The following is a 26332-nucleotide window of genomic DNA, read 5'->3' as shown; positions in this document are numbered from 1 at the left end:
AATGATTCAATTTCTTGACATCAAAAAAATAAACCTTTCGATTGAGAATGAGCTAAAGAATGCATTCGATCGAGTCTTGCATAGTGGTTGGTTTGTGCATGGTCAGGAGGTAGCGAAATTCGAAGAAGAGTTTGCATCTTACTGTGGAACATCTGGCGCCGTTGGTGTTAGTAACGGTCTGGATGCTCTACATCTGATTTTGAAAGCATATGATATTGGTCCAGGTGATGAGGTCATAGTGCCGTCGAACACCTTCATTGCGACTTGGTTAGCAGTAACCTATTGTGGTGCGACACCTATTCCAGTTGAGCCGTTAATTGATACCTATAACATTGATCCGGCACGAATCGAAGCTGCGATAAATAAGCGTACAAAGGCTATTATAGCCGTCCATTTATATGGTCAGACGGCTGACATGGATCCAATTATTGCCATAGGTAAGAAGTATGGATTGCGGATCATCGAAGATGCAGCACAGGCACATGGTGCCACTTATAAGGGGCGCAAGTCAGGTGGATTGGGCGATGCGGCCGCGTTTAGCTTTTATCCAGGCAAGAATTTGGGAGCATTGGGTGATGGTGGGGCAGTAACTTCAAATGATATAAACCTTATTGCCAAGGTTCGCCAGCTGAGCAATTATGGCTCGCAGATTAAATATAGACATGATGTACAAGGCTATAATGCTAGGCTTGATGAACTGCAGGCAGCATTTTTAAGAGTTAAGCTTCATCATCTTGATGCCCAAACCGAAATTCGCCGGCAATTTGCTGCTGTCTATTCGACACAACTTTGTGATGTGATTGTGCCTCATGTCATTAGCGAAGCGATGCCTGTCTGGCATTTATATGTCATTCGCGCAAAGCAGAGAGATCGGTTACTTCAGCGACTGAAAGATCAAGGTGTTACGGCATTAATTCATTATCCCGTGCCTCCGCACTTACAAGGCGCTTATGCCAGTCATGGTTATTCTAAAGGCGACTTCCCTATTTCCGAGATGATTCATGAAGAGGTATTGAGTCTCCCAATGGGCCCAACGCTTAGCTGTACTGATGTTCAGAAGGTAGTCGAAAGCGTAGCAAAGAGTCTGTAGTTTAGTTATATCTAGAGATGTCGATGATACTGATGCTTTCAATATTGTATTCAGTTTTGAGCGGCATCTCTACATTGCCATTTTATATAAAAATTGTAGTGTTGTTTGTCAATTTTTTTGTCGTGGCGTATTGAATAAATTTACTTACGCCGGGCATGGTGATTAGATGGGGCGAGAAGCGCTAGGTATACAGAAGTGATGAATAAGGAGAAGTTTTGAGTAACAAAGACGCCCTCAATGCAATTTTTGGGTCTGGATTCTCTCGCGGATACGTTCTCGGGTCAGAGCTGCTTCTGCTGCTCATTACGACTACTTGGATGACGCCAAGCGACCGTGGCGTCTATATAGCGGGTTTTGCGTTGTTGAAAACGGTTACTATCATATGCTCGCTAAGTTTTGGGCAGGTCGCCATTCACCATATCAGTGAGAAACGTTATAGTTCTGTAGGTGAGATTGGTGCTAACCTATTGATAGGTTGCATATTATTTCCTGCGATTGCGGTGGTAGGGCTATATATTTATGGCTCTATTTCGGAGGAATTCCGAAGAACTTATGTCAGCCCATTTCTGTTACTGCTTGCTATTGGTCTTCCGATTTTTGTGCTTGAAGTTTATTTTTATGCATTTCTTACAGCACTTGGTCGACTGAATGCAGGGAATGCCGCAATTGTCGTAGGCAAGACTTTAGCATGGAGTTGTGTGTTAATCCTCGGGCTTGTGAGGGGGCACTTAAATGCTTACGAAGTACTGGCATCACTGCTAGGTGGTCAATTGGTCATAGTTCTTGGTTATTCTATAGGCATCATTTTGGAGTTTCGTCAGCGGGCGACTCTCTTGGTGGTTAAGTGGAAGACATTTTTTGGAATGCTAAGGAAGTCGATTCGGCTTCATCCGAGTATTATTGGAACTATTATTTTCGGTGGGGTCGATATATTAATTGCTTTCAAACTTGCTGGCGCTAAGTCAGCATCTGAATATCAAATTGCTATGCAGCTGTTATCTGCGCTTTCAATTCTCCCTTTTGCCATTGCTCAGTTTGGATACAAGCTTGTTTCTCAATTAGGGGCGAAAAATGCATGGTTGCGATTCCAAGGGCTTTTATATAAGACAATTGCTTTACATTGCGTGCTTGCGGTATTTTCTGTTGGACTAGTATGGGGCGCAGCTCACTATCTTTTTAATAAACAATATGTCAATGTAAGCGTGTTGTATATGTTGTTAGTTGTTGGAGTTCCTGGATTGTTCCTCAGTCTAGTTATGGCCCCATTTTGGATTGGATTCGGCTATTTCTCTGCAACCTCGATGCTCACTATCGTGACCGGTACGCTGATGCTTCCCTTGAGTTATGCAATGACAATGCACTATGGCGTAAAAGGTACTGCAGTTACGTTTATAATTGGGCAGATTTTGTCTGTTGTGATTAATGGGTTATTTATTAGGCATTTGAGGCGAACACAGCATGTATAATGCTTCACTTCCATCAGTAGTTAGCGTTTTGATATTAACGTACAATGCAGCTGAATTTATCAGGGAATCATTGGATTCTGTTCTTGCCCAAGGGTATAAAAATTTACAGATTGTTGTATCGGATGATGCATCTAGTGATGGCACGCAAAGTATTATTAGTGAGTATTGCGCTAAGAATCCAGAGATTTTTACAATTAACCTAAATGATAAAAATGTTGGCATCACTAAGAATGCCAATATTGCTTTGTCATTGTGCAAGGGGGAGTTTGTTGCGTTTCACGCGGGGGACGATGTCATGCTTCCGGGTAAAATCAATGCGCAAGTCGAATATTTTTACCAAAATCCAGACTGTGTGTTGTGCTATCACAATCTGGAGATATTCGAGTCTACAACAGGTAAAGTACTTGGTTACTACAATGGGTTAAAGAATCCACCGCGCGAAGGAACTGTACGAGAACTTATCGTTCATGGGTGCTTTGTGGGTGGTAATGCCGTTATGGTTCGGCGCGCAGCGCTACCACCAGGGGGTTATAACGAGGTATTCCCCGTGGCATCGGATTGGCTGCTTTGGATTTCTACGACGATTAATGGTGGTCGGATAGGATATATAAACAAGGTATTGGCAAAGTATCGTAGGCACGGTGCGAATACCACTTCTGCTGTATCGTCCCTAAATCGCCAAGCAATACTAGATGCACTTAATACTTCTAACTGGGTTGCTGTAAATCATCCTGAATATATTTTTGATGCACTACGGAGTTATGCAATCCATTTGCGGCTCTTAAGGCGCCTGAACGGAAACAAAAATTATACCCGAGCATTGTTTGCCAGTATCAAAGTCTGGCCTACAGTTGCTGCCATCGGCGCTGTTATAATTTCCGTTGTTACGCTAGGTCGAAAAAAACCATGAAATTGCGTGCTTGGCATGTGCTTTTTGGAGTTCTCCTTATCGTTCACGTTTTATCATGGAGGGCTGATTTTTTTTATCCATTCAGTGATCTTTATTGGCTAGTAATGTCAGTTTCCCTGATTTTCTTCATCCTTGGATACTGGCCAGGGGCGTGGCTTTTCTTGAAAGTTGGTGGCGGCCGTTTGCTTCGGATGTTCACTAAATTAAAGCTGTCTAGTCAACGTGGGCACCGGGTGTTCCAGGCAATGTTCTGGCTATTTTTTCTATTAGGTCTGCTTGATCGGTTTCTTATGTTTGGGCCTAGTTTTTTCTTGCCCGATACGGTAATGCAATACCGGATTTCTATGACCATGGAAGATGGAGAGAATATTATCAAGGGCTTGTCTCTAGGAAATTTCTTTCTCTTCATGATGCCTTCATATTTGATTGCGTATCGAAATAAATTTAATGCTTTTAATGTTGTTTTAATTATTGTTGCTGTTCTTTTTAATATTTATCTTTCTTCAGCACGTTCTGTGCTTTTCGTGTCGGCACTGAGCGCTTTTTATTTTTGGATACTTCCTCAGCGAATCAATTTTTCTGCGATTATTCGTATTGGTGTGGTTGTATCTATTCTCTTTTTTGGGTTTGAGCTGATTGGTATTGTAGTGGGGAAGTCAAATAGTGAGCTTGGTTTCGTTGTATACGCGGCGGCTCCCCTTCATGCATTCGATGCAATATTAGGGGGGCAAAGTACGTTAGATGGCTATCTGCTTTCTTTTTCGCCTATCCATTCTATTTTGGCAAATTTTATTAATTTTATACCACCAATAAGTCTTCCAAATGTTTTTACGCCTTTGCCAACTAATGTCTATACGATGTTTGGCGTTTATTATGTGGACTATGGTGTGTTCGGTTTGTTTGTGATGATGTTTCTTATTGGCTTGTTGTCGGGTGCATTGCAAAAGGTTTGTGTGCCTGGGCAAGGATTATTTCGTGTATGGTCTGCCATTAATATGACTGTGTTGACTTTGTCGGTTTTTTATGACTATTACACAACGTCAGGCGTTATTTGGATGTCGATTATTCTGTCACCTTTTTTCTTTTCGCGTTGTGAAGATGAGGGTGATGAAGTCCAATTTCCTCGATCACAAATGCCATCGTTGATAAAGTAGGCAATAATGTTTGATAGGTCGTTGAAAATTATTATTGATGATGAAAATTGCTTAATCCGTAGGTGTTGCAAAATTAAGTAGGAATAAATTGAATTTTTGGTAAAAAATCGACATGAATGGTGTTTGCTCAGAGGTTTCTATTTTGAAATTTTTTTCAACAGCCTGCTATGATGGTTTAAGACTTTATGATTGAATGAGTCGATACATTTCGAATCATTACAATTTGATTATTTTCCGAAAGTAGACTCATGTGCGGTATTGCTGGTTTTTTAATGTCGAGTGCCTCTAGTTCAGAGGAGACGAAGAGTTGGCTGAAGTCCATGACGGATGCGATATTACACCGTGGCCCAGATGAGGGGGGCGAATGGGTGAGCCGTGAAAGTAATGTTGCGCTTGGACATCGGAGACTTTCGGTCATCGATTTGTCGGCGGCTGGAGCGCAGCCAATGATGTCCCCGAGTGGACGCTTTGTCATGGTTTATAATGGCGAAATTTATAACCATACAGCAATTCGGGCTGAATTAGAGAGTAGCGGTTTAGTTGGCCAATGGCGTGGACATTCGGACTCTGAAACCATTGTGACGGGTTTTGAAGTTTGGGGTATTGAGGCTACTTTACAACGCACAGTTGGAATGTTCGCGCTGGCAATATGGGATCGTGAGCGTCAAGAGCTGACGCTAGCACGTGACCGTTTGGGGGAGAAACCTCTCTACTATGGTTGGCAAGGCATGACTAAGCCAACGTTTCTTTTCGGTTCTGAGTTGGGGGCGCTACGCGCTCATCCTTCTTTTTCAGGTGAAATTGATAGGAATGCGCTTTGCTCATACCTTCGCCACAATTGTGTCGGTGGTACTCATTCCATTTATCAGAATATTTTTAAGCTTGCCCCTGGATGTTTGTTGAGCCTTTCTCTTCGAGAGCCTACGCCAGTAGTGAAATCATACTGGTCTGCACAAGAAGTCGTTTTGCAAGGCTTGAATAATCCATTTCGTGGTAGTGCAGAAGAAGCAGTTGAAGAATTAAATGGACTATTGTGTGATGCGGTAAAACAGCAGATGGTGGCTGATGTGCCTTTGGGTGCTTTCCTCTCTGGTGGGGTTGATTCATCTGTAATAGTTTCATTGATGCAAGCTCAATCATCGCGCGCAGTGAAAACTTTTTCTATTGGTTTTGTTGAGAAAAAGTATAACGAAGCTGAATTTGCAAAGGCTGTAGCAAAACACCTTGGGACTGACCATACTGAACTATATGTCACCCCTGAACAGGCGATGACGGTAATCCCAAAGTTGTCAAAACTTTATAGTGAACCTTTTGCGGATTCATCTCAGATTCCGACTTTCCTCGTCAGTGAATTAGCTCGTGAGCATGTGACTGTTTCGCTTTCCGGTGATGCTGGGGATGAACTATTTTGCGGTTATAATCGCTATCAGATTACTTCGCAAGGGTGGAATAAGCTCAAAAAGGTCCCTTTAAGTTGGAGGACGTCTCTGGCTCAGATGATTACAAAAATTTCGCCAAAAACATGGGAGCGATTTGCTGGATTTATGCCGCATGCGCATATTGGTGACAAGATTTATAAAGGTGCGGCAGTGATGACGAGCCGGACTGCTGGTGAGTTATATCAAGGTTTGGCATCTCATTGGACGGATCCTAGTTCTGTTGTGATTGGTGGGGCAGAATATTATGGCTTGAATTCACATTTAGAGCAAAAATTTGGAAGCCTTGGGCCTGTAGAGTTGATGATGTTGTTTGATTTGTTGGGCTATTTGCCTGATGACATCCTGGCTAAAGTTGATCGCGCTGCCATGGCGGTTAGCTTGGAGACAAGAGTTCCTTTTCTAGATCACCGCGTTGTTGAGTTTGCATGGACTTTACCTTTGCAATACAAGCTTTGTAATGGAGTTACTAAATGGCCTCTTCGTCAAATACTGTATCGGCATGTTCCGAGAGATCTGATTGAGCGGCCGAAGATGGGATTTGGCGTACCTCTGGGAGAATGGTTGCGTGGTCCATTGAGAGAATGGGCGGAGGAGCTATTGTCTGAAAGAAAGCTGAGGGAGGGTGGATTTTTTCATAGCAATTCCATTAGAGCAAAATGGGGGGAGCATCTTTCTGGGGCAAGGAATTGGCAGCATCACCTATGGAGTGTTTTGATTTTTCAATCGTGGCTGGAGTCAAACCATTCATGAAAAAAAAGCTGCTCCTAGTGGTGAATGCAGATTGGTTTTTTCTCTCGCATAGGCTGCCAATTGCTTTGGAGGCTCAAAAGCAAAATTATGAAGTTCATGTGGCCGTTGGACTGACTGATAAATTAGAAACGCTTGAGAGTTATGGCTTTATTATTCATCCTCTAGATATGCAAAGAGGTAGCACTCATATCACAGGGATAGTGCATTCGGTTCTTCAAATTTATCGTGTAATGAAGGCGGTGAAACCAGATTTGGTTCATTTGGTTACGATTAAACCGGTGCTTTTGGGGGGCTTAGCTGCTCGTATGGCGAAAGTGCCCGCCGTAGTTGCGGCGATTTCGGGGATGGGTTTTGTTTTTTTGGATGTAGGTATTAAAGCAGCCCTTAGGCGTCTGATTGTTAGTAGACTGTATGCAATCGCATTGGGACATAAAAATTTAAAGGTGATTTTTCAAAACACAGACGATCAGACTAAAGTGTGTCAGATGTCTGGCTTAGGTTTGGACAGTATAGAGCTGATCCGTGGTTCTGGTGTGGATCTTGAGCAGTACTGTGTTAAAGAGCTGCCTGGCGGTACACCAATTGTTATCCTGGCAGCTAGGTTGTTGAAAGATAAAGGGGTGCAAGAGTTTGTTGAGGCCGCTCGATTGTTGCGACGATCTGAGTATGCGCCAAGGCATGGTGTACGGTGCGTCTTGGTTGGAGAGCCTGATCCTGAAAACCCTAGCTCGATTACACCGGAGGCATTGGAACTCTGGAGAGAGGAAGGCATTATCGAAGTCTGGGGGAAGCGGAGCGATATGGTTGACGTCTTGGCTTCGGCAACAGTAGTTGTTCTTCCATCCTATAGGGAGGGACTGCCTAAGGTGCTTATAGAGGCTGCTGCTTGTGGAAGAGCTATTGTTACGTCTGACGTACCCGGTTGCCGTGATGCGATTGAGCCAGATGTGACAGGTGTCTTGGTTCCTGCTAGGCAGGTGGAGCCACTTGCGAAAGCGATTAAGTACCTTTTAGACCATCCATCTGTTTGCGCAGAGATGGGTGCTGCTGGACGACGTTTAGCTGAACAGGCCTTTGATATTCACTCGGTGGTTAGGGAGCATATGCGGATATATAGTCAATTGGCGGTAAGGAGCGCGCAATGATTGTTGCCGTTACCGGGGCCAATGGCTTTCTTGGTGAACGTGTGGTCGACATGTTGGAAAGGCAAGAACGGATTGCTCGTTCATGCGTGTGAGAGCCACAGCCGGATAGATCTGAGGATTTGCGCTATTGCCCTGTTGGCAGCGTCGGGGCTGGTTTAGAGCCGAGTATTGAGTGGAGTCAGTGTGCATACTACTGCTCGATGTGATGAGGGGTACTGTGGGGCATCCCGCTGGAGGCCTTCCGTGAGGTAAGCGTTTGAAGCACGCTGAGTCCTGCCAGGCGGGTGGCAGCTCTTGGAGTACAGCGTTTTGTGTTCGTCTGTTCGATAAAGGTCAATGGAGAATCTGCTTCTCTATGGTTGTCCTTTTCGAGCGTGCTCGGGCGCTGAGTCAGATATTTCTGGTTTGTGATAGGGGGGGGCTTGCCAACCGCTGAATTGTTGCTGCAGTTTGGACAAGCGATGGAGGGGCCGGTAAGATTGATGTATGTTCCAGGGATAATCCTGCAGCGTAGGGCTGCGATGCTCTGGCGTAAGAATATTGCGCAATGTTTGTTGGAGTGTCTTTGGGTAATGATCAAAAAGCGCGGGAACTTTTGGGATGGAGTCCCGTGCTTAGTGTGGATTTGGGTTTAATTGCTTGCTGGAAGGCGCAGATAAGTTGACATAAGGGAGCAAAATGGATTATTTGTCCCTGACAGGAAGGAGAGGGGCTTTTGTGGTGTGGATATTGTCCGGAATGATTTACATCTGAGGGAGCTGGCCTGAGGTGCTAAGTTTTTGGTAATTGGCGGGGCCGTTTCTATTGTTTTAGAGGTATGGTTTCTCCCTATGTAGGTGCGCTGGCAGGCGAGTATTTTAATGGTCAACATTTTGTTGCATATTTTATAGCTGTTTTTTAACAGTTTTGACTGTTTTTTCATCCCGTTCGTTGGTTGTGTGGAGAGCTTTCCGAGGCTTGCGATTTCTATAGTGCGAGCTCGAGGCCGTTTTGCATTACCCCATTTTAGTGTTGGGGGCGTATTGAAGGTCTGCTAACCATCATTCAGTTTTGAATAGGTGTTTGAGTTAGTAATTGTTTATGGGGTGCATTAAAGTAAATTGTGATCAAAGCATATGTCTATCTTTGTGTGTAATTGCTATGAGGCGCTTCGATGTTTCAAGGGAGGGTTGTGAATGATGTCGTTTCAAGGGCCGCCAGGCTTGCATGAATATTGGCTAGCCATCTGCAAGCGTGGTTTGGTTTTAGATCTCTCCTAAAATTTTGGGCATTTGTATGTTATTGATACTATTGTTTTCGACAGTTGTTGCTTTTTTTTTAGGAGCTCTTTTAATACGCTACATCCACCTTCATGAGCAGTTTTCTGCTGATCATGATTTGAGCGGTGTTCAAAAGTTTCATGCAAAGCCCGTTCCAAGAGTTGGGGGGGTTCCTGTGATGGCAGGGCTCTGTGCGGGCTGTTTTCTCTTGAAATATTTGACTGGGTCTTTGCTTCCAGTTTTGTTGCTGATATCGTCCATTCCAGCTTTTGGTGCTGGCCTTGTTGAAGATCTTACTAAGAAGATAGGACCATGGCCTAGATTGCTAGCTACTTTTGTAGCAGGGGGCGTTGCGTTTTTTTTGATTGAAGCAGGGCTCTCTAGGGTAGGTATTCCTTGGGTGGATGCGCTGTTGCAACAATGGTGGTTGATTTCACTATTGTTGACCGTTATCGCTGTTGGAGGGGTTGCACATGCAGTGAATATCATTGACGGTTACAATGGTTTATCTGGGGTTGTTGCCGTGTTTATTTTTCTTGCTATGGCCTATGTGGCATTTAAAGTGCAGGACTTTGAATTAATGGGGATCTGCTTTGCTATGATTGGGGCGGTTGCGGGCTTTCTATTCTGGAATTTTCCACGAGGATTGATTTTTGCAGGGGATGGTGGTGCTTATCTCGTCGGGTTTATGATCGCAGAAATTTCCGTCCTGCTAGTGCAGCGTCATGTTGAAGTTTCTCCTTGGTTTCCTCTGCTGTGCGTGATCTACCCTGTATTTGAGACAGTTTTTTCTATGTATCGCAGAAAATTTCTACAGCGACGCGCAATTGGTTATCCAGACGCTTTGCATCTGCATCAGGTTATTTATAAGCGTGTTGTGCTATGGATGGTCGGCTCAAAGGATGCTGCGCATTTGACTCAGCGTAACAGCTTGACATCCCCCTATCTCTGGGCTCTTTCATCTTTTTCGGTCGTGCCAGCAATGCTTTTTTGGAACAACACTCCTGTGCTCATCGGTTTTGTACTGGTCTTCATCGCCAGTTACATCTACCTGTATCGTATGATTGTTCGTTTCCGTACTCCGCGCTGGATGTTGCTTCGCAAGTCGGCTCGCCCATGACGCTCTTGGGCCTGTCGAAAATAGCTACGGCAGGCTCTTGAAAACCCTCCCGCTCGTCCCTATCATTAGCACTCGCAGCAGGTGAGTGCTAACGCTCGCCTCAACTCACACAGGTTTCCACTCTCAACAGCCACTGTAACAGGAGAGATCCATGGCAATTCGTCCTTTGCACGACCGTGTTGTTATCAAGCGCCTCGAGGCTGAAGAAAAAACCGCTTCTGGCATCGTTCTGCCGGGCGCAGCCGCAGAAAAACCGGATATGGGCATCGTTTTGGCCATCGGCAATGGCAAGATTCTGGAGAACGGCGAGCGCCGTCCGCTGGAACTGAAGCCTAACGACAAAGTCATTTTCGGCAAGTATTCCGGTCAGGCCGTCAAGGTTGACGGCGATGAAGTCCTCGTGATGCGCGAGGAAGATGTAATGGGCATCGTTGAGTAATCCGACCCACATCTGAACTTCCCCTACTCAGAATTCTGGAGATTTAAAGAATGGCTGCTAAAGACGTAAAGTTTGGTGATTCCGCTCGCGCCAAGATGGTAACCGGCGTCAACATTCTGGCTGATGCCGTTAAAGTGACTCTGGGCCCGAAAGGCCGCAACGTGGTGCTGGACCGCTCCTTCGGCGCGCCGACCATCACCAAGGACGGCGTATCCGTCGCCAAGGAAATCGAACTGAAGGACAAGTTCGAGAACATGGGCGCGCAGATGGTGAAAGAAGTCGCTTCCAAGACTTCCGACGTGGCTGGCGACGGCACCACCACCGCCACCGTGCTGGCTCAAGCCATCGTGTTGGAAGGCATGAAGTACGTTGCCGCCGGGATGAACCCGATGGATCTGAAGCGCGGCATCGACAAGGCCGTTGCCTCGCTGGTGGGTGAGATCGCCAAGATCGCCAAGCCGTGCGCCACCACCAAGGAAATCGCTCAGGTTGGCTCCATCTCCGCCAACTCCGATTCCGACATCGGCGACATCATCGCCAATGCCATGGAAAAAGTGGGCAAGGAAGGCGTGATCACCGTTGAAGACGGCAAGAGCCTGAACAACGAACTGGACGTGGTTGAAGGCATGCAGTTCGACCGCGGCTACCTGTCCCCGTACTTCATCAACAACCAGGACAAACAGATTGCCGCTCTGGACAATCCCTTCATCCTGCTGTTCGATAAGAAAATCTCCAATATCCGCGATCTGCTGCCGGTTCTGGAGCAAGTGGCCAAGTCCGGCCGCCCGCTGTTGATCATCGCAGAAGACGTGGAAGGCGAAGCGCTGGCCACTCTAGTGGTCAACACCATCCGCGGCATCCTGAAAGTGGTAGCCGTTAAAGCCCCGGGCTTTGGCGATCGTCGCAAAGCCATGTTGCAGGATATCGCCTTCCTGACCGGCGGCACCGTGATTGCCGAAGAAGTGGGCCTGACCCTGGAAAAAGCTTCGTTGGAAATGCTGGGCCAAGCCAAGCGCGTTGAAGTGGGCAAGGAAAACACCACCATCATCGACGGCGCCGGCCAAGCGGCCGAGATCCAGTCGCGCGTGGGCGAGATCCGCAAGCAGATGGAAGAAGCCACTTCCGATTACGATCGCGAAAAACTGCAAGAGCGCGTGGCGAAGCTGGCCGGCGGCGTTGCGGTGATCAAGGTTGGCGCTGCCACCGAAGTGGAAATGAAAGAGAAAAAGGCTCGCGTTGAAGATGCCTTGCACGCTACCCGCGCCGCTGTGGAAGAAGGCGTTGTGGCTGGCGGTGGCGTTGCTCTGCTGCGCGCCCGCTCCACTTTGGACAGCCTGAAAACCGACAATGCCGATCAAGACGCCGGTGTTAAGATCGTGCTGAAGGCCATCGAAGCGCCGCTGCGCCAGATCGTCAAGAACGCCGGCGAAGAGCCGTCGGTCGTGGTGAACAAGGTGCTGGAAGGCAAGGGCAACTTCGGTTACAACGCGGCTAGCGGCGAGTACGGCGATATGCTGGAAATGGGCGTGCTGGATCCGGCCAAGGTAACCCGCTCCGCTCTGCAGCACGCGGCTTCGGTTGCTGGCCTGATGCTGACCACCGACTGCATGATCGCTGAACTGCCGGAAGACAAGCCGGCGGCTGGCATGCCGGATATGGGTGGTATGGGCGGTATGGGCGGCATGATGTAATCAATCAGTCGTTGATTAGGCCGGTTGTTGCAAAGTAATCGGCGCCAAGAGAAAGCGGCCTGGATAGCAATGCTATCCAGGCCGCTCTTGTTTATTTGAGTCCGCAAGTCAGATGGTGATCAGGGAGGAGAATGGCGGCGCCTCTAGATCCTTGGCAGACAGCTGCGGCGCTTCTTGCAGCGGCCAGTCGATTGCTAGCGTGGGGTCGTTCCAGGCGATGCTGCGCTCCAGTTCCTTGAACCAGTAATCGGTGGTCTTGTATAGGAACTCTGTGTTATCGCTCAGGGTGAGGAAGCCGTGGGCGAAGCCTGGCGGAATCCACAGCTGGCGTTTGTTCTCGGCAGAGAGCTCTATACCTATCCACTGCCCGAATGTAGGAGAGTTAGGTCGGATGTCTACTGAGACGTCGAATACAGAGCCTGTGACCACGCGTACAAGTTTTCCCTGAGCATGAGGTTCAAGTTGGTAGTGGAGTCCACGGAGAACGCCCTTGCATGAGGCACTGTGGTTGTCTTGTACAAATTTCACCGGATATCCGACGCCACAGTCGAATCTTTGCTGGTTGAAACTTTCAAAGAAGAAGCCCCTGTTATCACCGAAAACAGTTGGCTCAATGATCTTTACGTCAGGTATCGCGGTGGAAATGATGCTCATGCTGTGCCGCCTTGCCGTGCAGGACTATATGGTCCGACGGCATCCAAGATATTAATAGATAGTTCGTTCTAGCATGGAGAGCAGATAGTGGCCATAGCCCGTTTTTTGCAATGGTTGTGCCAACCGTTTAACCTGGTTGCTATCAATCCAGCTGTAAAGGTAAGCGATTTCCTCTGGGCAGGCTACTTTCAGCCCTTGGCGGCTTTCGATGGTGGCGATGAACTGGCTGGCTTCTAGCATAGATTCATGAGTGCCAGTATCAAGCCAGGCATAGCCGCGGCGCATGGTCTGCACATTGAGTGTGCCTTGTTTCAGGTATGCATTGTTGATGTCCGTTATTTCCAGTTCACCGCGTGCAGAAGGACGGATGGTTTTGGCGATGTCGACAACTTGCTCATCGTAGAAATACAAGCCAGTAACAGCGTAATGGGACTTGGGCTGCATAGGTTTTTCTTCAATCGACATCGCTTTGCCTTTACTGTCGAAGTCTACTACGCCATAACGCTCAGGATCGTTCACCCGATAGGCGAAAACACTAGCACCCCGGGACTGTGAGTCTGCATCCTGCAGGAGACTTGCAAAGTCATGGCCGTAGAAGATGTTATCGCCGAGTACCAGTGCGGAGGGAGCCCCATTCAGAAAGTCTTCTCCGATCAGAAAGGCCTGAGCTAGACCATCTGGGCTTGGTTGTACCGTGTATTGCAGGCGGATACCCCATTGGCTGCCGTCTCCCAGCAGTTGTTCGAAGCGAGGAGTGTCCTGCGGCGTCGAGATGATCAGTATTTCTCTGATTCCGGCCAGCATTAGCGTGGTCAGAGGGTAGTAGATCATCGGCTTGTCGTAGATCGGCAACAGTTGTTTGCTAACGGATATGGTTGCCGGGTAGAGCCGGGTGCCGGAGCCTCCTGCGAGGATAATACCTTTGCGAGCCTTGCTCATAGATGTTCCTTTAGTTTAGTTCTGCTTGTCGTTGCTGCCATCGCACGGTGAGCGCATCGTCAACGCCTTGTGCCAAGTAGGGGGCATAATGCCAAGCGCGACTTGCAACTTGCTGCAGTCGAGGCGCGAGTTGGCCGGGTATTTGACTTGCATCGAATAGGCCTCAGTCGGGATGCCATGTACGGCATCTGGCGTCGACGTCAGCGGGAAGCTGAATTTGTCCGCTTGTTCGACAAGTGCTGCGCGTAGCCGTGTCAGCTGGCTTCGCCGATAGCCGCCAGATGGTAAGCATCGAAAGGGCCACGCTTGCCCTCGGTTAGATCGTGACGGATCCATTGCGCGGCGATGTCCACGATCAAAGCCCCCAAAGTCGGTGTGCGGATTTGGTCGGCAGCCACCTTCAATTCGGTACATTCGCCGGCCAGGCGTAGCATGGTTTTGAGAAGGCTGGAGCTGTGAGCGCCGAATACTTTGCTGGTGCACAGGATAAGATGGCGTGAACTTGTCCCTCGCGCAGCCTGTTCTCCTTGCCCTGGAGAGGTTGTATACCGATTGTGGACTTGTAGTGGGATTGACGATGATGTCGGGGCACCGTGTATCCAATATGTATAGGGTGGTGCTTGCCTTTGCCAGATCCGTTGCCGCGCGGTCCAGCGCAATCAGTTTGCCCAGCGGCGCCAGCACGCGCGTCAGCTCATGGCAGGCCTGGTCGTTTTTGCCGGTGATCAGGGTACACTTCATGTGGGCTAGCCGTATTGTTGGCGGATCCAGTCGCGGTAATGGCCGCTGCTGATATTGTCCACCCACTGGGAATTGTCCAGATACCATTGCACGGTTTTGCGAATGCCGCTATCAAAAGTTTCAGTCGGTTTCCAGTCCAGCTCGCGTTTCAGTTTGTGCGCGTCGATGGCGTAGCGACGGTCGTGGCCGGGGCGGTCCTGCACAAAGGTGATCTGCGCGGCATAGCTGGCGCCATCAGCGCGCGGCTTCAGCTCATCCAGAATAGCGCAGATGGTTTTTACCACGTCAAGATTGGTTTTTTCGTTCCAGCCGCCAATGTTATAGGTCTCGCCGGGCGCGCCGGCATCGAGCACGCGGCGGATGGCACTGCAGTGATCTTTCACGTACAGCCAGTCGCGCACTTGTTGGCCATCGCCGTAGATCGGCAGCGGTTTGCTCGCCAGCGCGTTGAGGATGACCAGCGGGATCAATTTTTCCGGGAAGTGATAAGGGCCGTAGTTGTTGCTGCAATTGGTGGTCAGCACCGGCAAGTCGTAGGTGTGGTGCCAGGCGCGCACCAAATGGTCTGACGCAGCTTTGGACGCTGAGTAAGGGCTGTTGGGTTCGTAACGATTGGTTTCGGCGAATGGTGGGTCTTCCGGCGATAGCGTGCCGTAGACCTCGTCGGTGGAAACATGCAGGAGGCGGAATGCGGCCCGGCTCTTAGCGTCTAGGCCGTTCCAATAGCTGCGCACGCTTTCCAACATGTTGAAGGTACCAACAATATTGGTCTGGATGAAGTCTCCGGGGCCGTGGATGGAGCGGTCGACGTGGCTCTCTGCCGCAAAATTGATCACAGCGCGGGGCTGGTGTGCGGCCAGTAGTCGCTCCACCAGCACCCGGTCGCCTATATTACCGTGGACGAACGCATGACGTGAGTCGGTTTGGACGGAGTGCAGGGTATCAAGGTTGCCGGCGTAGGTCAGGGCGTCGAGATTGATAATGGTTTCATTTTGACCGGCCAGCCAGTCGAGCACAAAGTTGCCGCCGATAAAGCCGGCCCCGCCAGTAACAAGAATGGTCATGCGATATTCCTAGTCTTTATGTTATTCATGCAAAGAGGCTGTGTCCTCTTGCTAGCCTTACGCCATCTGATGCACCACTGACTGAGTGGGAGTGTGCCGGAAAGCCATCTTCAAAATTAAGTAAAATCTTACAAATAGGTTTTTGTTGTAGTAACCGAGAGCTAGGCAGGGTGTGCCTCAAGGAAGGACTGTGTTGTGGGCTCCACTCCTTGCCGCTGATTTTACCGGTTTTCTTGGCTCTACGGTAAAGCCTGCGTCTCGTAGGTGCAAGCTGACAAATCTATTGCCATCGCCAATATTAAGGAAATGAATTTGATGCAATTGAATGATCTGATCGCCACCCTGGATGCCTTGTTGGAGCCCTGGCGCTTCAAAGACTATGCGCCTAACGGCTTGCAGGTGGAAGGGCGGCAGGCGGTGCGCAAGCTGGTGACCGGCGTCACCGCTTCGCAAGCTTTGATCGATGCCGCGGCGTCGCGCGGAGCGGACGCCGTGCTGGTGCACCACGGTTATTTCTGGAAGGGCGAAGACGCCCGGATTTGCGGAATGAAGCGCCAGCGGGTCAAGACGCTGCTGGAGCATGATCTTAACTTGCTGGCTTACCACCTGCCTTTGGACGCGCATCCGGAGCTGGGCAATAACGCGATGTTGGGCAAGGTGCTGGATTTGGAGGCCCAGGGGCAGGGCGGTGAACAGGGGTTGCTGTGGCATGGGGCGTGGCGGCGAGGAGGCAGTGCGAGTGACTTCCGTGAACACGTTTCCGCTCGTCTGGGGCGCGAGGCTTTGTTGTTGGGCAGGGCGGACAAACCTATTTCGCGCATAGCCTGGTGCACCGGCGGCGCGCAGAGTTTTTTCGCCGAAGCCATCGATCTGGGCGTGGACGCCTTCATCACCGGCGAAGCGTCCGAGCAAAATCATCATATGGCAATGGAGTGTGATGTGGCTTTCATTGCTGCGGGGCATCACGCCACGGAGCGTTTTGGCATCAAGGCTTTGGGCGAGCGCCTGGCTCAGCTTCATGGCATAAGTGTTGAATTTGTAGACATTTCCAACCCGGTTTAGGCGGCTAGGCAGGGCTTCGGCCAATTTATTTGCATAGAAGCTTCAAGTCCCTACTCGGAATCGGGTAAAATCAGGCAGTTTTGGGCTCGGTTTCCACGTTTGAGGATGACTGTAATGAGTGAACAACAAGTCGATGCGGGGCGCCGTCGCTTTCTGACGGTTGCAACCAGCGCTGTTGGTGGTGTGGCGGCGGCCGGAGTGGCGACGCCGTTTCTGATGAGTTTCTTCCCGTCCGAGAGGGCGAAGGCCGCCGGCGCTCCCGTCGAGGTGGATATCGGCAAGATCGAGCCGGGCCAGAAGATCAACGTCGAGTGGCGCGGCAAGCCGGTATGGGTGCTGAACCGCACGCCGGAGCAATTGAAAAACCTGCCGAAGCTGGACGAGAAGCTGGTGGATCCCAAGTCCGAAATGGATCAGCAGCCGACGTATTGCCAGAACGAGCACCGTTCGATCAAGCCTGAGCTGCTGATCGCCGTCGGCATCTGCACGCATTTGGGCTGTTCGCCGACCCACCGTCCGGACATCGCGCCCGCCGATCTGGGCCCGGACTGGGTGGGAGGCTTCTATTGCCCCTGTCATGGTTCCAAGTTCGACTTGGCCGCGCGCGTCTACAAAGGCGTGCCGGCTCCGAAGAACCTGGAAATTCCGCCGCACAAATATCTGTCCGATACCCGCCTGCTGATTGGCGAAGACAAATAAGCTGAGGGGGCTACATGACTAAAGGACAAAAGCTGCTCAACTGGGTGGACGAACGTTTTCCGTTATCGTCGATGCTCAAAGAGCACGTCACCGAGTATTACGCGCCGAAGAACTTCAACTTCTGGTACTTCTTCGGTTCGCTGGCCATGCTGGTGCTGGTGATCCAGATCGTTACCGGCATCTTCCTGACCATGAACTACAAGCCGGACGGCACCTTGAATGGCGCCGGCATTCCGGTCGCCTTCGCCTCGGTCGAATACATCATGCGCGATGTGGCCGGCGGCTGGATCATCCGCTACATGCACTCCACCGGCGCCTCGATGTTCTTCGTGGTGGTCTATCTGCACATGTTCCGCGGCCTGATCTACGGTTCCTACAAGCAACCGCGCGAACTGGTGTGGGTGTTCGGCACGCTGATCTTCCTGTGCCTGATGGCGGAAGCCTTCATGGGTTATCTGCTGCCTTGGGGCCAGATGTCGTTCTGGGGCGCGCAGGTGATCGTCAACCTATTCGGCTCCATCCCGGTAATCGGTCCGGACCTGTCGGTGTGGATCCGCGGCGACTACGTGGTGTCCGACGCCACGCTGAACCGCTTCTTCGCGCTGCACGTGATCGCGGTGCCGCTGGTGCTGCTGGCGCTGGTGGTGGCTCACCTGATCGCCTTGCACGAAGTGGGCTCCAACAACCCGGACGGCGTTGAGATCAAGAAGCTGAAGGACGACAAGGGCATTCCCCTGGATGGCATTCCCTTCCACCCGTATTACACCGTCAAGGATGTGCTGGGCGTGGTGGTGTTCCTGATCGTGTTCTCGGCCATTGTCTTCTTCATGCCGGAAATGGGCGGTTACTTCCTGGAGAAGCCCAACTTCGACCAGGCGGACCCGCTGAAGACCCCGCCGCATATCGCGCCGGTATGGTACTTCACGCCGTTCTACGCCATCTTGCGCGCCATCCCGTCCTTCCTGGGCACCCAGGTGTGGGGCGTGATCGCGATGGGCGCGGCAGTGGTGCTGATCGCCTTCCTGCCGTGGCTGGATCGCTCGCCGGTGAAATCCATCCGCTACCGCGGTCCCAAGTTCAAGTTCATGCTGGTCCTGTTCATCGTGTCCTTCATCGGTCTTGGCATTCTGGGCGCTTTGCCGTCCACCAATGCCCGCACCGTGATCGCGCAGGTGCTCTCGTTCGTCTACTTCGTCTTCTTCCTGGGCATGCCGTTCTACACCAAGAACGATGTAGGCAGCATCCCGGTGCCGACGCGGGTGACGGATACCAACGCCAAGCGTCAGATCCGGTTTGCGGTGCTGGTGGTGGTGACCGTGGTGGCCGCCGCCGTATTCGCCATGAACGTGTAAAAAGGGGAGAGGACTCATGAAAAGCAAAATCCGCCACCTGATCGCGGCCATGGCGCTGGCGCTGCCGTTCAGCGCTACGGCCCTGGCTTCCGGCGAAGGCCCCAAGCTGCCCAAGGCGCCGATCAATATTCAAGATACGGAAAGCCTGCAACGCGGCGCGCAGATCTTCACCAACTACTGCTTGTCCTGCCATTCGGCCAGCGCGATGCGTTACAACCGCCTGACCGATATCGGCCTGACCGAAGAGCAGATCAAGGCGAACCTGCTACCGGTGGGCGCCAAAATCGGCGATCCGATGAATATCGCGATGAACAAGAAGGACGCTCAAGCCTGGTTTGGCGCCACGCCGCCGGACTTGTCGCTGATCGCGCGTTCCCGCGGCGCAGATTACCTGTATGGTTATCTGCGTGGCTTCTACCGGGATCCGAGCCGGCCGACTGGCTGGAACAACGCGGTGTTCGACAAGGTGGGCATGCCGCACATCTTCTGGGAATGGCAAGGCGAGCAGGTGCTGAAGACCGAGAAGAACGCGGAAGGCCACGAAGAGCACAAGCTGGAGCTGATCAAGGCCGGCACCCTGACCAAGCTGGAGAACGGCAAAGCCAATACCGTGGAGTTCGACAAGCGGATGGCGGACCTGACCAATTTCCTGGTCTATGTGGGCGAACCTGCTCAGGTGAAGCGTCAGCAGATCGGTTATGTCGTGTTGATGTTCCTGTCGCTGTTGCTGTTGCCGCTGGCGTATTTCCTGAAGAAAGAGTACTGGCGCGACGTGCATTAAGCCCGGTTGCTTGATTTGATCAAGGCGGAGAAATCCGCCTTTTTTCTTTTTAATCATTGGCTTATGATGCGGTGCTGGAAATTGGTGGACGGAAAGTGCTAGAATGTCCAGCTGAATCAACCCATTGTTAGTTAAGGATTTCCTCCTGCCATGATGACTCTTTACTCCGGAATTACCTGCCCGTTCAGCCAGCGTTGCCGCATCGTGCTTTTTGAAAAGGGAATGGATTTCGAAATCATTGATGTGGACATCCATAACAAGCCGGAAGATCTGGCGGTGATGAACCCCTACAATGAGGTGCCGGTATTGGTCGAGCGCGATTTGATCCTGCACGAATCCAATATCATCAACGAGTACATCGACGAGCGTTTCCCGCACCCGCAGCTGATGCCGGCTGACCCGGTAATGCGCGCGCGCGCCCGTCTGTTCCTCTACCGGTTTGAAAACGAGCTCTTCATCCATGTGAAGGCGCTGGAAGCCGGCGCCACCGGCAAGGAAGCGAACAAGGCTCGCGAAGCCATTCGCGACGGCCTGACCACGATCGCACCGATTTTCGCCAAGCAGAAGTTCATGTTGGGCGACGATTTCTCCATGATCGACGTGGCGATCGCGCCCTTGATGTGGCGTCTGGAGCATTACAATATCGATCTGGGCAAAAACTCCGCGCCTATCCTCAAGTACGCCGAGCGTATTTTCCAGCGCCAGTCCTTTATCGACTCGCTGACGCCGTCCGAAAAGGCCATGCGCAAATAAGGATTGCCAATGAGCTCCAGCACCAAGCCCTACATGATCCGAGCGCTGCACGAGTGGTGCGGCGACAACGGCTTCACGCCCTATGTGGTGGTATGGGTCAACGAGCGTGCCGATGTGCCGCGCGAGTACGTGAAAAACAACGAGATCGTGCTGAATATCGGTCTGTCGGCCACCAAGAATCTGCGTATCGACAATGACTGGTTGTCGTTTTCCGCCCGCTTCGGCGGCGTGTCCCGCGACATCTGGGTGCCGATAGGCAATGTGATGTCGATTTTTGCCCGGGAAACCGGCGAAGGCATGGGATTCGAGGTGGAGTTGGGCGAGACGGAAGCGCCCGCGCCGACGCTGAAACCGGTGGCGGCCGACGAGGAGGCCAAGCCGGCGGAAGCGCCGTCCGAGCCGGATGCGCCGGCCAAGCCGACGGGCCGCCCCAGCCTGCGCATCGTTAAATAGCGGTTTCAACTCCGCAAGCGAAAGCCGGTCCGTCAGGGCCGGCTTTTTCATGGGAGGCTTTCCCAAAAAAAAGGGCGCCAGCGGCGCCCCAAGTCCCTTACCACAACAAGAAAATCCGGATTTATTCGACGCGCTCCCCGTGCAGGATCACGTCCAGCCCTTCGCGCTCTTCGTCTTCCGCGACGCGCAGTCCGATCGCGATATCGATCAGCTTCAGCAAGATGAAGGTGACGACGGCGCAATAAGCCGCGGTGACGCCGACGCCGAGCGCTTGCGCGGCCAGGCTGCCTTCCGCGCCGCCGATTTCCTTGACGGCGAAGACGCCGGTGAGCAGCGCGCCCAGGATGCCGCCGATGCCATGCACGCCGAAGGCGTCCAGGGAGTCGTCATAACCCAGCATGTGCTTGAGCCCGGTGGCGCCCCAGAAGCACACCACGCCGGCCGCCAGGCCGATGATCAGCGCGCCCTTGACGTCCACGAAGCCGGCGGCGGGCGTGATGGCGACTAAGCCGGCGACCGCGCCCGAGGCAATACCCAGCACCGAAGGCTTTTTCTTGGTGAGCCATTCGGCGAACATCCAGGCCAGCGCGGCGGCGGCGGTGGCGAGCTGAGTGGTGACCATCGCCATGCCGGCGCGGCCGTCCGCCGCGGCGGCGGAGCCGGCGTTGAAGCCGAACCAGCCCACCCACAACATGGACGCGCCCACCAGGGTCAGCACCAGGTTATGCGGCGGCATCGCCTCCTTGCCGAAGCCGACGCGCTTGCCCAGCACCAAGGCGGTCACCAGGCCGGCGATACCGGCGTTGATGTGCACCACGGTGCCGCCGGCGAAGTCCAGCACGCCCTTGTCCGCCATCCAGCCGCCCGGCGCCCAGACCCAGTGAGCCACCGGCACGTAGACCAGCAAGGACCACAAGGCCATGAAGACCAGCATGGCGGAAAACTTCATCCGCTCGGCGAAGGCCCCGGTGATCAGCGCCGGAGTGATGATGGCGAAGGTCATCTGGAAGGTCATGAACACCGATTCCGGAATGGTGCCGGCCAGCGGGTGCACGGCCAGTTTGCCTGCCTCTTTCAGGTAAACCATGCCGTCCAGCATCACGCGGCTCAAATCGCCCAGATAGGGGCTGCCGACGGTGAAGGCCAGGCTGTAGCCGATGACCGCCCACAGCACCGTGATCAGCGCGGTGATGGCGAAGCTTTGCATCAGCGTCGCCAGTACGTTCTTTTTGCGCACCATGCCGCCATAGAACAGCGCCAGGCCGGGAATGGTCATGAACAGCACCAGGGCGGTGGAGATCAGCATCCAGGCGGTGTCGCCGGCGCTGATGCTCTTGGCGTCGGCAATCGCCGGACCCGCCGGCGCGGCGGCCAAGGCCAGCGGAGCCGCCAGGCTCAAGCCGGCGAGCTGAATGGTTGCGAGCAGTTTTTTCATTGTCGTTTCCCCTGTGTCTCTATCGCGGTTCAGACCGCGTCGGCGCCGGTTTCGCCGGTGCGGATGCGCACCACTTGTTCCAGGTCGTAGACGAAGATCTTGCCGTCGCCGATCTTGCCGGTGCGGGCGGACTTTTCGATGGCTTCCACCACCTGATCCAGCAAAGCGTCGTCTATGGCAATCTCCAGCTTGACCTTGGGCAGGAAGTCCACCACGTATTCGGCGCCGCGATAGAGTTCGGTGTGTCCTTTTTGACGGCCGAAGCCTTTGACTTCGGTAACCGTGACCCCTTGCACGCCGATGGCGGACAAGGCTTCGCGGACTTCATCCAGCTTGAAGGGCTTGATGATGGCGGAAACGAGTTTCATGACTGCTCCTTAGGGTCTGATGATCCGGTGGCTTGAGATGAGCGCTGCTGTAGCGTCGATACGCATGAATCGTGCCAGGCCTGATTGGCGCAAAAGAAAACCCTAAGATCATGTTGCAACGCAAAAAAGGCCTGTACTGGCCGTTTTGGCACTTTCCCGGTGCATGGGGTCGTGGCGGGCCGCACTGATTTGGTGCCGCAAGCACTGTGGCGTCAGGGGAGGGGCCTGGCCGGATCGCTCTAGGCCGGGTGCGCGCCGGCGGGTGGCGGACTTGGCTTTTTGCTACACTCTGCACTGTTATCACTTACTCATAAGGAGCCGCGTCATGTTGAGCCAAAAGCTGTTTGAGGAAATCGGCAACAAGATCAGCGAAACCATCGCCGCCAGCCCGGCCAAGGACATCGAGAAAAACGTCAAAGCGATGATGGCCTCCACCTTCAGCAAGATGGATCTGGTGACGCGCGAGGAGTTCGACGTGCAGCAGGAGGTGCTGGTGCGCACCCGGGAGAAGCTGGCGCAGCTGGAGCTGAAGCTGGCGCGCCTGGAGGCGCAGGTATTCCCGGAGGAAACGCAGGCCGCGGTAGAAGCGCAATCAGAACTCGGCCACTCCTAGCGATATGACGCTGGCCGTGGTGGCAAGCCGGGCGCTGGCAGGATTGGAAGCGCCCGAGGTCGCGGTGGAAGTGCATCTGGCCAACGGTTTGCCCGCATTCACCATTGTCGGCCTGCCTGACCTTGAGGTGAAGGAAAGCCGGGAGCGTGTGCGCGCGGCGATTCTAACCTCGGGTTTTGAGTTTCCGGCCCGGCGAATCACAGTCAACTTGGCTCCGGCCGATCTGCCCAAGGACTCCGGCCGTTTCGATCTGCCCATCGCCATCGGCATTCTGGCGGCCAGCGGACAGGTGCGTTGCCCCCGTTTGGCGGAGTATGAGATCGCGGGAGAACTGGCTTTGACCGGGGCCTTGCGGCCGGTCCGCGGCGCCTTGGCGATGGCGTGCCGGACGCGGGAAGCGGGGCGCGCCTTCATCTTGCCGATGGCCAGCGCCAAGGAGGCCGCGGTGCTGGAAGGCATGCCCTTGTACGGCGTGAGCACTCTGGTGGAAGCCTGCGCCTTTCTCAACGGCCTCTCCGAGCTGGTACCGTATCGACCAGAAGGCGGTTTGCCTCGTTCGGCCCCGGACTACCCCGATCTACAAGACATCAAAGGCCAGCCGCTGGCGCGCCACGCGTTGGAAGTGGCCGCGGCCGGACGGCATAGTCTTTTGATGATGGGGCCGCCCGGCACCGGCAAATCCATGTTGGCCGCGCGTCTGCCCGGCATCTTGCCCGGCATGCCGGACGAAGAGGCGCTGGAAAGCGCCGCCGTGCGCTCCTTGGGGACCGACGGCTTCGCGCTGGACGATTGGGGCGTAAGGCCGTTCCGCTCACCGCACCATACCGCGTCCGCGGTGGCGCTGGTGGGCGGCGGTGTAAATTCTACAAATATTTGCAAATAAGCAATATTCAATGAGAATATTGGTCGTTATCTGTTAATGCTGATTGCAGATCATGGCCATCTTTCCTCTCAAGCGCTTGGCAAAAAAGCATCCTGGAATTTGGCGTGTAGACGGAATTGGACCGATCAAGCCCAGTGCAAAGCTGGGAACCAGAGTGACGGTGCATTTTTCCGGTATCGCGCCAGGACGTGTGAACGATCCCTATAAAAGGGGTGCGGTTCTCCCTGGTGTCCAACTGCTCTTCCCTATCCATGTCGCTCTACTCCGAGCATTCAAAGTCGGTACGGTGTGGCATGAAGGCAGATGTATCTACCGTCCGCAAAGTAAATCGCCTGAAGTTTTCCATATCGATGTCAGCAAGGCCCAGTATGTAGCCTTGGACGAAGCAGTAACGTTGAATGGCGTTTCGATTCCCTCCGTCTTACCGGATGATTATTTCTATTTAGCCAATAACCGCGAGATATTGGCCGCGTCCCGGTATGCGATCGTTCCCGTAATCGGCAACCCAATGGTCCAGTGGCTGGTTGTACCGGCGATTGAGCTCCTTCGTTTTTATGTCGGTGTTTCCTCGCGCTTCCTCACTGGTGCCTTGTCGGGTCGGTTGGACAAATATGTCGACTGGAATCGAGTCAGGATGGAGGAGACTTGGCCGGTGTTGCAGGTCAAGACCCGTCTTAGCCGAACGGAATCGTTTGTTTTAGGTCGCGCGGTGGCGTCGAGTTCGGCCCGGGAAGCCTTGTTTGGCACTCACCAGCATCTCGCTACGGTAAATGCCAATAATCAGCTTAGCCCTCTGGAACTGCAAAAACCCTTAGCCGTTCATGCGAGGTTCCCCTTCCGAGATGAAACCACCCTGATGGTGGAAGGGAAGCGCATGTGCCTGTACAAGCGTGGTGGTCAGCAGGAATGGGCGATGTTTGCGATGGAGATTGTGCAATGCAAGCATCCATTGGAATTCAGCAACGTGGTTCTGGAAAGCGATGAACCGTGGGCGGTCGAAGTCATGGCTGGGGGAGCGCCAACGGGTGTCAGGCCTCCTCATTTCAACCCACTGTTGCAGGATGATGAAGAGGATCTGCTGGTGGACGATGTACCTGCTGACGGCCGTCTTCCAAGGCTAGCTGTGCTGCAACATGGCAGTCCGTTTGCGGGTTTCAAGCAACTCACTTTCCATCATCGCAGGCCCAAGGCACCGTTGCGAGCCAACGAGCCTGGTGGAAACATTGATGTTCCGGTCAGTACGCTGACCATGAACGAAGGCCAGCAGACTGAAGAGGCCAAGGGCAATTTGGGCGTCAGTGACTTTCTGAATCATACGGAAGATGTAGGACGCAATCTCGAACAGTTCCTAGATGTACTGGACTATCTGCAGCGCCGAACTCGTGCGCGCAGCTGGGTGATTGAAACCCGTAGAGGGGGTGAGGGTATTCGCGCTGGTCAGCATTGGATTACCTTCTTTCCCGATCCGATTGGGTCTCGGACGCGCTGGCATTGGATAGATGAGGCGAATGCTGGACGGCGCCGGCGGCAATTGATCTGCGCGGAGATCAAGTTGGGGCAGGATGGTCCTTTCTTTTACCTGATGGAAATGGAGTTAGGGCCAACCGAGCCCAAGGGGCAGTGCACATTGTTGGTCCATACTCCTGAGTTCCAGTGGATGGATGATGAGGTGCTGGATGAGTTGCTGCAGTTGACTGTCTTGCGGCGCCGCTGGCCGGATATCGAAAACAAATGGAAGAAGGACGACGAATATCGGCGGGCACAAGCCTTATTCAGCAAGATCAAAGCCGATCGCGTCCAACATCCCAATTCGAAATCCAAGCGCCCACGCAAGCCTGATTCCGTCGATGGTGTGGCGTCACCCAGCGAAGAGATCCTGACCGCTTCGCACCCGAAAGTATGGAGCGCATCTCTATTGAACCGGATAGACGACCTGTTGCCAAGCTTCTCTGATGGTCCAGGGCGGCTGATGAGCGAGATTGTTGCCTGACTGGCCGCGGCCGGCCAAGGGGTGGGCTTGGGTCTCTTACTCTATGTCCTCTCCAGGGAAGAGCAGAAGGTATAGGGAAACA

The 26332-nt window shown here is 52.6% G+C and carries 23 protein-coding genes and 1 pseudogene; 18 read left to right on the top strand and 6 right to left on the bottom strand.

Annotated features, from left to right (window positions below):
• Position 1 precedes the first annotated feature (1 nt).
• From AB1Z25_RS18655 to groL, 9 genes are all read left to right on the top strand, one after another.
• Complete coding sequence (locus tag AB1Z25_RS18655) at positions 2–1090, top strand: DegT/DnrJ/EryC1/StrS family aminotransferase (RefSeq protein WP_486635880.1); 1089 nt, start codon at positions 2–4, stop codon at positions 1088–1090.
• 215 nt (positions 1091–1305) lie between these two features.
• Positions 1306–2556, top strand: a complete 1251-nt coding sequence (locus tag AB1Z25_RS18650) for an MATE family efflux transporter (protein ID WP_486635879.1) — start codon at positions 1306–1308, stop codon at positions 2554–2556.
• Complete coding sequence (locus tag AB1Z25_RS18645; protein WP_486635878.1) at positions 2549–3466, top strand: glycosyltransferase; 918 nt, start codon at positions 2549–2551, stop codon at positions 3464–3466. The genes AB1Z25_RS18650 and AB1Z25_RS18645 overlap by 8 nt, the downstream gene beginning before the upstream one ends.
• The gene (locus AB1Z25_RS18640; protein ID WP_486635877.1) at positions 3463–4620 is read left to right on the top strand and encodes an O-antigen polymerase; all 1158 of its coding nucleotides are present in this window, start codon (positions 3463–3465) and stop codon (positions 4618–4620) included. Before AB1Z25_RS18645 ends, AB1Z25_RS18640 begins: the two co-directional genes overlap by 4 nt.
• A gap of 248 nt (positions 4621–4868) precedes the next feature.
• Complete coding sequence (gene asnB, locus AB1Z25_RS18635) at positions 4869–6809, top strand: asparagine synthase (glutamine-hydrolyzing) (RefSeq protein WP_486635876.1); 1941 nt, start codon at positions 4869–4871, stop codon at positions 6807–6809.
• Positions 6806–7954 carry a glycosyltransferase family 4 protein gene (locus AB1Z25_RS18630; RefSeq protein ID WP_486635875.1) on the top strand — a complete coding sequence of 383 codons (1149 nt, stop codon included), beginning with the start codon at positions 6806–6808 and terminating at the stop codon, positions 7952–7954. Before asnB ends, AB1Z25_RS18630 begins: the two co-directional genes overlap by 4 nt.
• 1275 nt (positions 7955–9229) lie before the next feature.
• Positions 9230–10333: an MraY family glycosyltransferase gene (locus AB1Z25_RS18625; RefSeq protein WP_474454590.1), complete on the top strand. Its 1104-nt coding sequence runs from the start codon at positions 9230–9232 to the stop codon at positions 10331–10333.
• Positions 10334–10484: 151 nt separating this feature from the next.
• Positions 10485–10772, top strand: coding sequence for a co-chaperone GroES (locus AB1Z25_RS18620; protein WP_235086449.1), 288 nt, complete (start codon positions 10485–10487; stop codon positions 10770–10772).
• Positions 10773–10822: 50 nt separating this feature from the next.
• On the top strand, positions 10823–12463 hold the full coding sequence (gene groL, locus AB1Z25_RS18615; RefSeq protein ID WP_048414165.1) for a chaperonin GroEL: 1641 nt from the start codon (positions 10823–10825) through the stop codon (positions 12461–12463).
• Between the two features lie 108 nt (positions 12464–12571).
• Here groL and rfbC read toward each other — a convergent pair whose 3' ends face one another.
• The 4 genes from rfbC to rfbB form a co-directional block, all read right to left on the bottom strand.
• Complete coding sequence (rfbC, locus tag AB1Z25_RS18610) at positions 12572–13117, bottom strand: dTDP-4-dehydrorhamnose 3,5-epimerase (protein ID WP_474454589.1); 546 nt, start codon at positions 13115–13117, stop codon at positions 12572–12574.
• A 51-nt stretch (positions 13118–13168) separates the two neighbouring features.
• On the bottom strand, positions 13169–14056 hold the full coding sequence (gene rfbA / locus AB1Z25_RS18605) for a glucose-1-phosphate thymidylyltransferase RfbA (protein ID WP_486635874.1): 888 nt from the start codon (positions 14054–14056) through the stop codon (positions 13169–13171).
• A gap of 254 nt (positions 14057–14310) precedes the next feature.
• A complete protein-coding gene (locus AB1Z25_RS18600) occupies positions 14311–14715 on the bottom strand; it encodes a sugar nucleotide-binding protein (protein ID WP_486635873.1) in 405 nt (134 codons plus the stop codon).
• A gap of 87 nt (positions 14716–14802) precedes the next feature.
• Positions 14803–15861, bottom strand: coding sequence for a dTDP-glucose 4,6-dehydratase (gene rfbB, locus AB1Z25_RS18595; RefSeq protein WP_486635872.1), 1059 nt, complete (start codon positions 15859–15861; stop codon positions 14803–14805).
• A gap of 315 nt (positions 15862–16176) precedes the next feature.
• Between rfbB and AB1Z25_RS18590 the strand changes: the two genes are divergently transcribed.
• The 6 genes from AB1Z25_RS18590 (at position 16177) to AB1Z25_RS18565 (ending at position 20961) form a co-directional block, all read left to right on the top strand.
• Positions 16177–16923 carry a Nif3-like dinuclear metal center hexameric protein gene (locus AB1Z25_RS18590; RefSeq protein ID WP_486635871.1) on the top strand — a complete coding sequence of 249 codons (747 nt, stop codon included), beginning with the start codon at positions 16177–16179 and terminating at the stop codon, positions 16921–16923.
• A 114-nt stretch (positions 16924–17037) separates the two neighbouring features.
• Complete coding sequence (petA, locus tag AB1Z25_RS18585; RefSeq protein ID WP_107800600.1) at positions 17038–17622, top strand: ubiquinol-cytochrome c reductase iron-sulfur subunit; 585 nt, start codon at positions 17038–17040, stop codon at positions 17620–17622.
• Positions 17623–17636: 14 nt separating this feature from the next.
• Positions 17637–18974 (top strand): cytochrome b, encoded by a 1338-nt coding sequence (locus AB1Z25_RS18580; protein WP_107800599.1) that lies wholly within the window; start codon positions 17637–17639, stop codon positions 18972–18974.
• Positions 18975–18990: 16 nt separating this feature from the next.
• Positions 18991–19755 carry a cytochrome c1 gene (locus AB1Z25_RS18575; protein ID WP_107800598.1) on the top strand — a complete coding sequence of 255 codons (765 nt, stop codon included), beginning with the start codon at positions 18991–18993 and terminating at the stop codon, positions 19753–19755.
• Between the two features lie 150 nt (positions 19756–19905).
• Positions 19906–20508 carry a glutathione S-transferase N-terminal domain-containing protein gene (locus AB1Z25_RS18570; protein ID WP_039756141.1) on the top strand — a complete coding sequence of 201 codons (603 nt, stop codon included), beginning with the start codon at positions 19906–19908 and terminating at the stop codon, positions 20506–20508.
• A gap of 9 nt (positions 20509–20517) precedes the next feature.
• Positions 20518–20961 carry a ClpXP protease specificity-enhancing factor gene (locus AB1Z25_RS18565; protein ID WP_486635870.1) on the top strand — a complete coding sequence of 148 codons (444 nt, stop codon included), beginning with the start codon at positions 20518–20520 and terminating at the stop codon, positions 20959–20961.
• A gap of 121 nt (positions 20962–21082) precedes the next feature.
• Here AB1Z25_RS18565 and AB1Z25_RS18560 read toward each other — a convergent pair whose 3' ends face one another.
• Both AB1Z25_RS18560 and glnK read right to left on the bottom strand, forming a co-directional pair.
• Positions 21083–22396 (bottom strand): ammonium transporter, encoded by a 1314-nt coding sequence (locus tag AB1Z25_RS18560; RefSeq protein ID WP_107800596.1) that lies wholly within the window; start codon positions 22394–22396, stop codon positions 21083–21085.
• 29 nt (positions 22397–22425) lie between these two features.
• Positions 22426–22764 carry a P-II family nitrogen regulator gene (gene glnK, locus AB1Z25_RS18555; RefSeq protein WP_043591378.1) on the bottom strand — a complete coding sequence of 113 codons (339 nt, stop codon included), beginning with the start codon at positions 22762–22764 and terminating at the stop codon, positions 22426–22428.
• A 325-nt stretch (positions 22765–23089) separates the two neighbouring features.
• Between glnK and AB1Z25_RS18550 the strand changes: the two genes are divergently transcribed.
• The 3 genes and pseudogenes from AB1Z25_RS18550 (at position 23090) to AB1Z25_RS18540 (ending at position 26250) form a co-directional block, all read left to right on the top strand.
• Positions 23090–23377 (top strand): accessory factor UbiK family protein, encoded by a 288-nt coding sequence (locus AB1Z25_RS18550; RefSeq protein WP_107800595.1) that lies wholly within the window; start codon positions 23090–23092, stop codon positions 23375–23377.
• A 4-nt stretch (positions 23378–23381) separates the two neighbouring features.
• Positions 23382–24233: pseudogene (locus tag AB1Z25_RS18545) on the top strand (YifB family Mg chelatase-like AAA ATPase); the annotation flags it as partial.
• A gap of 79 nt (positions 24234–24312) precedes the next feature.
• Positions 24313–26250: a hypothetical protein gene (locus AB1Z25_RS18540; RefSeq protein WP_486635869.1), complete on the top strand. Its 1938-nt coding sequence runs from the start codon at positions 24313–24315 to the stop codon at positions 26248–26250.
• Positions 26251–26332: the final 82 nt, after the last annotated feature.

The organism is Chromobacterium sp. HL1, assembly GCF_057418835.1.
The sequence above is the reverse complement of the archived record's forward strand: the minus strand, read 5'-3'. Positions and strand labels throughout refer to the sequence as shown.